Annotated in this window: 9 protein-coding genes; all 9 read left to right on the top strand. The window is 67.5% G+C overall.

The annotated features are described in order from the left end of the window. Window positions 1-6 precede the first annotated feature (6 nt). Entirely contained in the window at window positions 7-1,353 is a 1,347-nt protein-coding gene (gene rseP / locus OSC30_RS07665; protein ID WP_267171256.1) for an RIP metalloprotease RseP, read from the top strand. 153 nt (window positions 1,354-1,506) lie between these two features. Beyond that, window positions 1,507-3,903: an outer membrane protein assembly factor BamA gene (bamA, locus tag OSC30_RS07670; RefSeq protein WP_267171257.1), complete on the top strand. Its 2,397-nt coding sequence runs from the start codon at window positions 1,507-1,509 to the stop codon at window positions 3,901-3,903. A 213-nt stretch (window positions 3,904-4,116) separates the two neighbouring features. Next, on the top strand, window positions 4,117-5,145 hold the full coding sequence (lpxD, locus tag OSC30_RS07675) for a UDP-3-O-(3-hydroxymyristoyl)glucosamine N-acyltransferase (RefSeq protein WP_267171258.1): 1,029 nt from the start codon (window positions 4,117-4,119) through the stop codon (window positions 5,143-5,145). Next, on the top strand, window positions 5,138-5,611 hold the full coding sequence (gene fabZ / locus OSC30_RS07680; protein WP_267171259.1) for a 3-hydroxyacyl-ACP dehydratase FabZ: 474 nt from the start codon (window positions 5,138-5,140) through the stop codon (window positions 5,609-5,611). Before lpxD ends, fabZ begins: the two co-directional genes overlap by 8 nt. Next, a complete protein-coding gene (gene lpxA / locus OSC30_RS07685; RefSeq protein ID WP_267171260.1) occupies window positions 5,608-6,381 on the top strand; it encodes an acyl-ACP--UDP-N-acetylglucosamine O-acyltransferase in 774 nt (257 codons plus the stop codon). The genes fabZ and lpxA overlap by 4 nt, the downstream gene beginning before the upstream one ends. 66 nt (window positions 6,382-6,447) lie before the next feature. Next, on the top strand, window positions 6,448-7,644 hold the full coding sequence (gene lpxB / locus OSC30_RS07690) for a lipid-A-disaccharide synthase (protein WP_267171261.1): 1,197 nt from the start codon (window positions 6,448-6,450) through the stop codon (window positions 7,642-7,644). A 253-nt stretch (window positions 7,645-7,897) separates the two neighbouring features. Further along, window positions 7,898-8,482 carry a ribonuclease HII gene (rnhB, locus tag OSC30_RS07695; protein ID WP_267171319.1) on the top strand — a complete coding sequence of 195 codons (585 nt, stop codon included), beginning with the start codon at window positions 7,898-7,900 and terminating at the stop codon, window positions 8,480-8,482. Between the two features lie 185 nt (window positions 8,483-8,667). Beyond that, window positions 8,668-8,874, top strand: a complete 207-nt coding sequence (locus OSC30_RS07700; protein WP_267171262.1) for a hypothetical protein — start codon at window positions 8,668-8,670, stop codon at window positions 8,872-8,874. 96 nt (window positions 8,875-8,970) lie between these two features. After that, window positions 8,971-12,510: a DNA polymerase III subunit alpha gene (dnaE, locus tag OSC30_RS07705; protein WP_267171263.1), complete on the top strand. Its 3,540-nt coding sequence runs from the start codon at window positions 8,971-8,973 to the stop codon at window positions 12,508-12,510. The last annotated feature ends 21 nt before the right edge of the window (window positions 12,511-12,531 follow it).

Here is a 12,531-nt window from a genome sequence, read left to right on the forward strand (position 1 = left end):
TTCTTGATGAATCCCTTTTTCGGCTCGGTGTTCTGGTTGCTGGTCACGCTCGGCGTGCTGGTGACTTTCCATGAGTTCGGCCACTACTGGGTCGCGCGCCGCTGCGGCGTCAAGGTGCTGCGTTTCTCGGTCGGCTTCGGTCGCGCGATCTGGAAGCGGATCGGCCGCGACGGCACCGAATACCAGGTCGCGATGATCCCACTGGGCGGCTACGTGAAGATGCTCGACGCCCGCGAGGGCGACGTCGACCCGGCGCTGCGCGAGGTGGAGTTCACCAGCAAGAGCGTGTGGAAGCGCATCGCCATCGTGGCGGCGGGGCCGGGCTTCAACCTGATCTTCACCATTGCGGCGCTGTGGCTGATGTTCCTGCTCGGCCGGCCCGATGCAGTGCCGTTGGTCACCGCCACGCCCGGCAGCATGGCCGCCACCGCCGGCATCCAGCCGGGCGACCGCCTGCTGCGCGTGGACGGCGAGCCGGTGGCCACCATGAGCGACGCGATGGACGACATCGCCACCGCCCTGCTCGGCCGCGAGCCGTTGCCGCTGGTGGTGCGCGGGCGCGACGGCAGCCAGCGCGACGTGGTGCTGCCGCTGCAACAGTTGCCGGCCGGCCGCAGCATCGACAAGTACTTCGGCACGCTGGGCCTGAAAATGGCGCCGCCGCCGGCGATCGCCGCCACCGTGATGCCCGGCCAGCCGGCCGCGCAGGCCGGCATGCAGGGCGGCGACGTGCTCGTGGCGGTCAACGGCAAGCCGGTGGCCGATTTCGCCGCTTTCGGCGAGACCGTCCGGGACGCCGCCGCGCAGTCGCCCAGGCTCGATGTCACCGTGCGCCGCGGCGAGCAGGTCCTGCATCTGCCGGTGGTCGCCCGTCACGAGTCGCTGCAGGGCCAGCCGTCGCGCTGGGTGGTCGGTGTCGGCGCACCCCAGCCGGAAAGCGCGATCCGCCGCTACGGTCCGGTCAAGGCGCTGGGCGCCGCGCTGGACTCGACCTGGGATTTCACCCGCCAGACCTTCACCATGATCGGCATGATGGTGTCGGGAAAGGCCTCCACCAGCAATCTCTCCGGCGTCATCGGCATCGCGCAGGTCGCCAACCAGTCGGCCCAGGCAGGCCTGACCTACTTCCTCCGGTTCCTGGCGCTGGTGTCGCTGAGCCTGGCGATCCTCAACCTGCTGCCGATTCCCGTCTTGGACGGCGGACACCTGCTGTATTACCTTATCGAGTTGGTCAAAGGCAGCCCGGTAAGCGAGCGGACCCAGATGATCGGCCAATACATCGGCCTGGTCCTGCTGTTCACTCTGATGGGGCTGGCGTTCTACAACGACATACACCGCACCCTGCTTTCGTGACGCGCGCGTCCCTCCCCGCGGCTATCGGCCTGACGGCGGCGACGCCCGCGACGGGCGCGGATGCGTTTCGGGACGGGGTCGTGCCCTTCCCTCAAGGCTCATGCTCGGAACGGCCTCGCGGCCGACCGTCGGAATAACCCACCGGAATCGACGATGAAGCGTATCGCCGCCCTGCTCCTGCTTGCCTCCTTCTCCGCGAACGCCCTGGCGTCCGAGCCGTTCGTCGTCTCCGACATCCGCATCGATGGCCTCAATCGCATCTCCGCCGGCACGGTCTACAACTACCTGCCGGTCGCCAAGGGCGACCGCCTGACCGGCGACGAGGCCGCGCGCGCCATCCGCGCGCTCTACGACACCAAGTTCTTCAGCGACGTGGAGCTCTCCCGCGAGGGCAACATCCTGGTGATCAAGGTGATCGAGCGACCGTCCATCGCCAAGCTCACCCTGCGCGGCAACAAGGACATCAAGGAAGAGGACCTGCGCAAGGGCCTGAAGGAGATCGGCCTGTCCGAGGGCGAGACCTTCGACCGGCTGTCGCTGGACCGCGTGCAGCAGGAACTGATCCGGCAGTACTACAACCGCGGCAAGTACAACGTCTCGGTCGACCCGCACGTAACCCGGCTGGACCGCAACCGCGTGGCGATCGACATCGAGATCCGCGAGGGCAAGGCCGCCAAGATCAAGCAGATCAACGTGGTCGGCAACACCGTCTTCACCGACAAGCAGATCCGCGACGACTTCGAGTCCGGCACCACCAACTGGATGTCCTGGTATTCCAAGAACGACCAGTATTCGCGTGAGAAGCTCTCCGGTGACCTGGAAAAACTGCAGTCCTACTACATGGACCGCGGCTACGCCGATTTCGGCGTCGATTCCACCCAGGTCACCATCGCGCCGGACAAGCGCGCCATGTACATCGCGGCCAGCATCAAGGAAGGCGAGGTCTACACCGTTTCGGACGTGCACCTGCTGGGCGAGCTGATCCTGGGCGAGGACACGCTGCGCAAGCTGGTCTTCGTCAAGAAGGGCGACACCTTCAACCGCCGTGCGGTGGAGGCGACCTCCGACTCGATCAAGGCGATCCTGTCCAACATCGGCTACGCGTACGCCAAGGTCACCCCGGTGCCCAAGCTGGACAAGGACAAGCGCACGGTCGACATGACCTTCTTCATCGAACCGGGCCAGCGCGTGTACGTGCGCCGGGTGGTGTTCCAGGGCAACACCCGCACCGAGGACGACGTGCTGCGCCGCGAGATGCGTCAGCTCGAAGGCACCATCTACAACCAGGCGGCGGTGGACCGCTCCAAGATCCGCCTGCAGCGCCTGGGCTATTTCAAGACGGTCGAGATCGACAAGAAGCGCGTACCCGGCACGCAGGACGAAGTCGACGTGACGGTAAAGGTGGAGGAGCAATCGGCCGGCAGCCTGATGTTCGGCGTGGGCTATTCGCAGTACTCGGGCATGATCCTCAACGCCTCGGTATCGCAGAACAACTTCCTGGGCACGGGCGACAGCTTCAGCGTGGGCGCCGAGCACAGTTCCTACTACTCCCGCATCACCGCCAGCTACTACAACCCCTACCTGACCGACAACAACATCGGCATCGGCTACAGCGCCACGTATTCGAAGACCGACTACGGCAACACCGACTTCGCCAACTACGAAAACAGCACCAAGTCGTTCTCCACCTATCTCGGCATCCCGATCAGCGAGACCGACGGCCTGCGCGTGGGTATGGGCCTGTCCAGCAACAAGATCAACACCTACCCGGGCATCACCCCGCAGGTGCTGGTGGACTACCAGAACGCGATCGGCAACAAGACCATCCATACCTGGACCGGCACGCTGGGCTGGAGCCACGACACCCGCAACGGCTACTGGGCGCCCACCCGCGGCGGCCTGCTCTCGGCCAGCACCGAAGTCGCCCTGCCCGGTTCCACGGTGCAGTACTACAAGTTCATGGGCGAGGCCAACCATTACTGGCCCATCGGCGGCGGCTTCGTGCTGTACCTGGATGGCCAGGTCGGCTACGGCGACAGCTACGGCAACCAGACCTACGACCGCACCTTCGGCGATTTCGCGGCCGACCAGCCGTATGACTTCCCGTTCTGGGAGAACTTCTACTCCGGCGGCGTGCGCGACGTGCGCGGCTTCCAGGACAACACGCTGGGCCCGCGCGTGTGCATCGGCGCGAACGGCACCTCCAGCGAGCCTGACGAGAAGGGTTCCTGCGCCAACGGCTACTACCGCTACGCCCAGCCGATCGGCGGCGCGTTCAAGGTGTTGGGTACCGCGCAGATGTTCATCCCGCTGCCGTTCCTGAAGGACATCAACACGGCGCGCGTGTCCGCGTTCCTGGACGTGGGCAACGCGTTCCGCAACTACCAGGCGTTCGACGCCAGCGAGCTGCGCGCCTCGGCCGGTATCGCGCTGCAGTGGCAGGCCCCGATCGGTCCGCTGATCATCAACCTGGCCGTGCCGATCCGCTCCAAGGAGGAGGATCGCCACTACGAGGAACGCATCCAGTTCACCTTCGGCAGCCAGTTCTGACCGAAGCGGAACCCACGGGACGCGGCCTTCGGGCCGCGTCCTTGTTTGAGATACCTGTAGGAGCGCCCTTGGGCGCGACCGCGATCCCCAACGACCTCGTGACGTGCGTCACTGCGGTCGCGCCCAGGGGCACTCCTATGATGTTGCCCCGTCAGGTTGGCATCGCGAGACCGGGTGCCCTCGCCTACAATGCCCTGCCCCAAAGGAGCGCGCATGAGCGAGCACAACTACACGGTGGCCGAGCTGGCCGAGCGGTTCGGGCTCGCCTTCCATGGCGACGGCGCGCGACCGATCGTCGGCGTGGGCACGCTGGCTTCGGCGCAGCCGGACCAGCTGAGCTTCCTCTCCAACAGCAAGTACGCCGCACAGCTGAAGGCCACCGGGGCGGGCGTGGTCGTGCTGCGCGAGGAAAACGTGGCCGACTGCCCCACCGCAGCGCTTGTCGCCGCCGATCCCTATGTCGCCTACGCGAAGATCGCCGCATTGTTCGAGCGCCTGCCGGCGGCGCCCCGTGGTGTCCATCCCAGCGCGGTGGTCGCCACCAGCGCCCGGGTCAGTGCCAGCGCCAGCGTCGGTCCGCACTGCGTGATCGACGATGGCGCGGTGGTCGAGGATGGCGCCGTGCTGGGCCCGCATTGCATCGTGGGTCCGGACTGCACGGTCGGCGCGCAATCGCGGCTGGTCGCGCGCGTGACCCTGGTCACGCGGGTCACGCTGGGCCGGCGCGTGCTGGTGCATCCGGGCGCCGTGATCGGCTCGGACGGCTTCGGCCTGGCGTTCGAGCGGGACCACTGGGTCAAGATCCCGCAACTGGGCGGCGTGCGCATCGGCGACGACTGCGAGATCGGCGCCAACACCACGATCGACCGCGGCGCGCTGGAGGACACCGTGCTGGAAGAGGACGTGCGGCTGGATAACCAGATCCAGATCGCCCACAACGTCCACATCGGCGCGCATACCGCCATGGCCGGCTGCGCCGCCGTGGCCGGCAGCGCGAAAATCGGCCGCTACTGCCAGATCGGCGGCAACGCCGGCGTGCTGGGGCATCTGGAACTGGTCGACCGGGTTACCATTACCGCCAAGAGCCTGGTCACGCATTCGATCCGCGAGGCGGGCGAGTATTCCTCGGGCGCGCCGTTGCAGGACAACCGGCAGTGGCGCAAGAACGCCGCCCGCTTCAAACACCTGGACGAGTACGCGCGCCGCCTGTCGGCGCTGGAGAAGGACAGTAACGATGAGTAATACCCCCGCGACGTGGGACATGCCGGTGAACGTGGAGCAGATCCAGCATCTGCTGCCGCACCGCTACCCGTTCCTGCTGGTCGACCGCGTGATCGAGCTGGTGCCGGACAAGAGCGTGGTTGCGCTCAAGAACGTGACCATCAACGAACACTTCTTCCTCGGCCACTTCCCCGGTCATCCGGTGATGCCGGGCGTGCTGATCGTCGAGGCGATGGCACAGGCCGCGGGCCTGCTGACGCAGATTTCCAGCCGCATGAAGGGCGACCAGGGCAGCCCGCTGTTCTATCTGGCCAAGGTCGACAACGCGCGCTTCAACGCGCCGGTGGTGCCGGGCGACCAGTTGCGGCTGGAAGTCTCGCTCAAGCGCCTGATGCGCGGCATGGGCCTGTTCGTCGCCCGTTCGCTGGTCGATGGCAAGGAAGTGGCCAGTTGCGAGCTGATGTGTGCCGCGAGGGCGGACAAATGATCCATGCCACCGCGCAGATCGATCCGGGTGCCGTGATCGGACGCAACGTCACGATCGGGGCCTACAGCGTGATCGGCGCGGAAGTAGAGGTCGGCGAAGGCACGGTGATCGGCCCGCACGTGGTGGTCGAAGGCCCGACCCGGATCGGGCGCGACAATCGCATCAGCCAGTTCGCCTCCATCGGCGGTGCGGCGCAGGACAAGAAATTCTCCGGCGAACGCACCGAGCTGGTGATCGGCGACCGCAACCTGATCCGCGAATTCGTCACCATCAACCGCGGCACCGGCGAGGGCGGCAGCGTCACCCGCATCGGCGACGACAACTGGTTGCTGGCCTACGTGCACATCGCGCACGACTGCCAGGTCGGCAACCACGTGGTTTTCTCCAACTACTCGGCGCTGGCCGGGCACGTGGAGATCGGCGACTGGGTGATCGTCTCCGGCTACGCCGGCGTGCACCAGTTCTGCAAGGTCGGCGCGCACGCATTCATCGGCATGGGTTGCCTGGTCGGCTCGGACGTGCCGCCGTTCGTGATGATGGCCAACGAGCAGCACGGCCGCCCGCGCGGCATCAACAGCGAGGGCCTCAAGCGCCGCGGCTTCGATGCACCCCGTATCTCGGCGATCAAGCGCGCCTACCGCACACTGTACATGGCCGGCCTGTCGCTCCCCGAAGCACGCGCGCAACTGGTCACGCAGGCGCAGGACAGCGAGGACGTGCGCGACATGCTGGCATTCCTCGATCGCAGCGAGCGTTCACTGGCGCGGTAGGCGCGCCACATCGCCGCGGCCATCCGCCGGCTCGTCCGCGGGCAAGCCACGCTACACTCCCGCCCCATGAGCTCCTCCCCCGTAATCGCCCTCATCGCTGGCGAAGATTCCGGCGACCAGCTCGGCGCCGAGCTGATCGCCGCGCTGCGCAAGCACTACCCGGCCGCCCGCTTCGTCGGCATCGGCGGCGCGCGCATGCAGCGCGAGGGCTTCGAGTCCTGGTACGACATCCGCGAGCTGTCGGTGATGGGTTTTGCCGAGGTGATCCGACACCTGCCGCGCCTGCTGCGCCTGCGCAAGGCGCTGGTCGCCCGTTTGCTGGAAGTCCGCCCCGACGTGGTGGTCGGCATCGACGCGCCGGATTTCAACCTGGGCGTGGAGCGTCGGTTGAAAGAGGCCGGCCTGCGCACCGTGCACTACGTAAGCCCGTCGGTCTGGGCCTGGCGCGAGCAGCGCGCGGAGAAGATCGGCCACAGCGCCGATCGGGTGCTGTGCCTGTTCCCGATGGAACCGGCGATCTACCAGCGCCACGGCGTCGACGCCCGCTTCGTCGGCCATCCGCTGGCCGACCGTTTCGCGCTGGTATCGGACCGCAGCGGCGCGCGCGAGGTGCTGCAATTGCCGCAGGACGCACCCGTGCTGGCGGTGCTGCCGGGCAGCCGTCCCTCGGAGATCGAGCGCCTGGGCGCCATCTTCGTCGACGCCGCGCAGCGCGTCAGCGCCGCCCTGCCGGGCCTGCGGATCGTGGTGCCTGCCGCCAACCCGCAGGTGCACGCGCGCCTGAAGGCGCTGCTGGCCAAGGGCCCGCGCGACGAGAGCGCGCCGTTGCTGCTCGACGGCCACGCACACGAGGCCATGCTGGCCGCCGACGTGGTGCTGCTGGCCTCCGGCACCGCCACGCTGGAAGCGATGCTGGCCAAGCGGCCGATGGTGGTGGGCTACCGCGTCTCGCCGTGGAGCTACCGCATCGCCCGCGCCTTCAACATGCTCAAGACCGACGTCTACGCGCTGCCCAACATCCTGGCGCGCGCCTGCGGGCTGGGCGAGGAGAAGCTGGTGCCGGAGCTGATGCAGGATGATTGCACCGCGGCGAACCTGGCCGAGGCGACCCTCGCGCTGTTCGCCGACAGCGAGCGGCGCGGGCATGTCGTCGCGGCGTTCGAACAGTTGCACCGCACCTTGCGCGGAGGCGAGGAAGGCGGCGCCGGCGAGCGCGCGGCCGCCGCCGTGGCAGCGTTGCTGGAGGCTCCCCGTGCGGCCTGACGATCTCGACGAAGCCACCGCTGTGCTCCCTCTGCCCTCCGGGGAGAGGGCTGGGGTGGAAGGCCGCTCTAGCGACGGTGTGTCTACAGAGCCCGCTTTGGTGAACTCCGCCGCGAGCCTTGCCCCCTCACCCCTTCGACAGGCTCAGGGCGGCGCTCAATCCTCTCCCCGGAAGGGAGAGGAGGCAAACGTGCTATGCAATGTCGCCCGGCCGAACCTTCAGGCGCCTGAGCGCACCCGGCCCTCGCCGAAGATCGCGCGCCTCATTGCCGGCGTCGACGAGGCCGGCCGCGGCCCCCTCGCCGGCCCGCTGGCGGTAGCCGCCGTGATCCTCAATCCGCGCCGCCGCATCCGCGGCCTGGACGACTCCAAGAAGCTCACCCCCGCTCGCCGCGAAGCGCTCTACACACAAATCGTCGAACGCGCGCTGGCATGGCATGTCGTGCTGGTCGACGTGGACGAAATCGACCGCATCAACATCTACCAGGCGACCATGGCCGGCATGTGCCGCGCCGTGGCCGGGCTGTCGATGATCGCGCACGAGGCGCTGGTGGATGGCAACCAATTGCCCAAGGCAATGCCCTGCCCCGGCCGCGCCATCGTCGGAGGCGATGCGCTGGAACCGGCGATCAGCGCGGCGTCGATCATCGCCAAGGTCACCCGCGACCGTCTGATGTGCGTCATGGACGGACATCATCCCGGTTACGGCTTCGCCAGTCACAAGGGCTATTCCACGCCCGAGCACCTGGCCGCACTGAAACAGTTGGGCCCCTGCCCGCTGCACCGGCGCAGCTTCGCCCCGGTGAGGCTGCTGTTCGATCAGGGCACGCTGTTCTGAAGGTTTGCGCCGCAGGCTGCGACGTACCGGACCGGACCGGAAAATAGGCCACAAGTCTATGCAACTTTCCGCCGGAAAGGCGCATCCTAATCATGCAGGGGAAAGCGGTTGCAACGACCCGTTTTCCAGCGTTCGCACGGACGCGCCGTTCTCCACCGCGGAAGCCCTTCCGCAGGAGTCGTGCCATGTTATCCCGCTTCTTCCACGTGCGCTCCGCGCTCAAGCCGTTCGCCGCGCCCGCGGCCAGCCCGACCGTATCCGAGCCGACCGAAAACCCGGGCGAACCCCTCGTCCGCTCCCACGCCGATTACGACCGGCATCCGCTGGAAACCGCCGGCTTCGACCACTACGTCGAGTGGAACGAGGACAACGAGCGGTTCCTCGTCCACTGAGTCCGCCAGCGCGGTATCCGGCCCTGTCAAGCTTGTGGGAAACGGGCGCCACAGCGTAGCCTTCACGGACTCACCGGGCATGCTCCCGAGTCCTTGATGTCCGCACGCTTCGTCCATTTCCACCTGCACAGCGAATACTCGCTGGTCGACTCGACCATCCGCATCAAGGCGCTGGTCGAAGCCTGCGTGCGCGAAGGCATGCCGGCGGTGGCGCTCACCGACGACAGCAACATGTTCGCGCTGGTGAAGTTCTACAAGGCCTGCCAAGCGGCCGGCATCAAGCCGATCGGCGGTTGCGACTTGTGGATCGGCTCGCCCGACGACCCGCGCCCGTGGCGGCTGACCGTGGTGTGCCAGGACCGTGAGGGCTACCTCAATCTTTCGCGGCTGGTCTCGCGCGCCTGGCGCGATGGCCAGCACGGCGGCAAGGCGCTGGTCGAGGCCGGCTGGCTGACGCCCGCATCGACCGGCGGCCTGATCGCCCTGCTCGGCCGTGAAAGCGAAGTCGGCCGCGTCGCGCTGAGCCAGGGCGTGGATGCGGGCATCGCGAAACTGCAGACGCTGTCGGGGCTGTTCCCCGACCGCCTGTACCTGGAGCTGACCCGCTGCGGCCGCGAGGGCGAAGAGACCTGGAACACCGCCGCGGTGGCGCTGGGCGACGCGCTGAACCTGCCGCTGCTGGCCAGCAACGACGTGCGCTTCCTCAAGCAGGACGACTTCGAGTCGCACGAGGCGCGCGTGTGCATCAACCAGGGCCGCGTGCTGGCCGACCCGAAACGCCCGCGCCATTACGCCGACCAGCAGTACCTTAAATCCCCCGCGCAGATGGCCGAGCTCTTCGCCGACCTGCCCGAGGCGCTCGAGAACACGGTCGAGCTGGCCAAGCGCTGCAACCTGGAACTCGAGTTCGGCACCTACTACCTGCCCGATTTCCCGGTGCCCGAGGGCTACGACCTCGACAGCTACATCCGCGAGACCGCGCGCGCGGGCCTGGCCGAGCGCCTGGCCACCAACCCGCTGGCACCCGGGCACAGCCTGGAGGACTACCAGGCGCGGCTAGAGCGCGAACTCGACGTCATCATCCGCATGGGCTTCCCCGGCTACTTCCTGATCGTGGCCGACTTCATCAATTGGGGTAAGCAGAACGGCATCCCGGTCGGGCCCGGCCGTGGCTCGGGCGCCGGTTCGCTGGTCGCCTGGGTGCTCAAGATCACCGACCTGGACCCCCTGCAGTTCGACCTGCTGTTCGAGCGATTCCTCAACCCCGAACGCGTGTCGATGCCCGACTTCGACATCGACTTCTGCATGGACCGCCGCGACGAGGTGATCGACTACGTCGCGCGCAAGTACGGCCGCGACCATGTCAGCCAGATCATCACCTACGGCTCGATGGCGGCCAAGGCGGTGCTGCGCGATTCCGGCCGCGTGCTCGGCATGGGCTACAACCAGGTCGACCGCATTGCCAAGCTGATCCCGCCGCGGCCGCTGGACCTCACGCTCTCCGACGCACTGGGCCGCTCGGATAAGTCGAAAAAGGAGCCCGACCGCGTCGTCAAGGAATTCTGCGAGCTCTACGAGCAGGACGAGGACGCACGCACGCTGGTGGATCTGGCGCTCAAGCTGGAGAACCTCACCCGCAACGCCGGCAAGCATGCCGGCGGCGTGGTGATCGGTCCCAGGCCGTTGACCGAATTCGCGCCGCTGTACTGCGAGCCCGGCGGCGGTGGCGTGGTGACGCAGTACGACAAGGACGACGTGGAGGCCGTCGGCCTGGTCAAGTTCGACTTCCTGGGCCTGCGCACGCTCACCATCATCGACTGGGCGGTCAAGGCGATCAACGCGCGCCGCGCGCAGACCGGCGAGGAACCACTGGACATCGGCGCCCTGCCGCTGGACGACGCGCCCACCTACGAACTGCTCAAGCGTGCGCAGACGGTGGCGGTGTTCCAGCTCGAATCCTCCGGCATGCAGCGCATGCTCAAGGACGCCAGGCCCGACCGCTTTGGCGACATCGTGGCGCTGGTGGCGTTGTACCGTCCCGGTCCGATGGACCTGATCCCCAGCTTCGTGGCCCGCAAGCACGGCCGCGAAGAGGTCGAATACCCCGACCCGCGCGTCGAGCCTGTCCTGAAAGAGACCTACGGCATCATGGTCTACCAGGAGCAGGTCATGCAGATGGCGCAGATCGTCGGCGGCTACACGCTCGGCGGCGCCGACCTGCTGCGCCGCGCGATGGGCAAGAAGAAAGTCGAGGAGATGGTCAAGCACCGCGCCATCTTCCGCGAGGGTGCGGCGAAGGACGGACTGTCGGGCGAGAAGGCCGACCAGATCTTCGACCTGATGGAGAAATTCGCCGGCTACGGCTTCAACAAGTCGCACGCGGCCGCCTACGCGCTGGTCTCCTACCAGACCGCCTGGCTGAAGACGCACTACCCGGCCGAGTTCATGGCCGCGACGATCTCCTCGGACATGGACAACACCGACAAGGCGGTGACGTTCCTGGACGAGTCGCGCGCGATCGGCCTGACCATCCTGCCGCCGGACGTGAACGCCTCGGATTTCATGTTCGTGGCGGTCGAGCCGAAGGTCATCCGATATGGATTGGGCGCGATCAAGGGCGTCGGCCAGGGCGCCTGCGAATCCATCGTGGAGGAGCGCCAGCGCGGCGGGCCGTACAGGGACCTGGCCGATTTCTGCCGCCGCGTCGACTCGTCCAAACTCAACCGCCGCGTGCTCGAGGCGCTGATCCTCTCGGGCAGCCTGGACGCGCTCGCCCCCACCCGCGCCAGCCTGATGCTGCAACTGCCCGATGCGATCAAGGCGGCCGAACAGCATCTGCGCGACAAGCAATCGGGCCAGAACGACATGTTCGGGGCGATGATGGAAAGCGTCGCGCCGGTGGTGCAGATCGAGCTGCCGACCGCACCGGAATGGCCGCTGGAGCAAAAGCTCCAGGGCGAGCGCGAGACGCTGGGCCACTATCTTTCCGGCCATCCGACCGATCCGTGGCGCGAGGAGCTGGCGCAACTGTCCACCTGCCCGCTGGGCGAGATCGGCGACCGCTACCAGCCACCGCGCCCACGCAAGAGCGACGGCGAGGAGAACCGCTTCCGCCGCGGCCCCGACACGCCCTGGACCGTTGCCGGCATGGTCACCGCCGTGCGCAAGCGCGGCGACAGCGATGCCTTCGTACGGCTGGAGGACGGCACCGGCACCATCGAGGTCAGCTTCTTCGGCGAGCTCTACCAGCAGGTCGCTCCACTGCTTACCCGCGACGAGATGCTCATCGTCGAGGGCGGCCTGCGCATCGACGACTTCTCCGGCGGCGGCTTCCAGCTGCGCGCCCGCGGCGCCATGACCCTCGCCGACGCGTGCCGCCACCATGCGCGGGCGCTGCGGGTGAAGCTCAACGGCATCGCCCCCGGTTTCGAGCAGGAACTCAAGCAGACGCTGGCCGGCTTCCGTGGCGGCCGCGCCACGGTGATCCTGTACGGCTACCACAACCGCACCGCCCAGGCCGACCTGGAGCTGGGAGAGGAATGGCGCGTCAACGCCATCCCCGACCTGCTGCGCGCCCTGCGCGGGCTGCCGTGGGTGGATGCGGCCAAGCTGAGGATCGTCAAGTCCGAAGCCTGATGAGCCCCTCTACCTCCGGGA

This window comes from Frateuria hangzhouensis (assembly GCF_026410505.1).
GTDB classification, from domain to species: Bacteria; Pseudomonadota; Gammaproteobacteria; order Xanthomonadales; family Rhodanobacteraceae; genus Frateuria_A; species Frateuria_A hangzhouensis.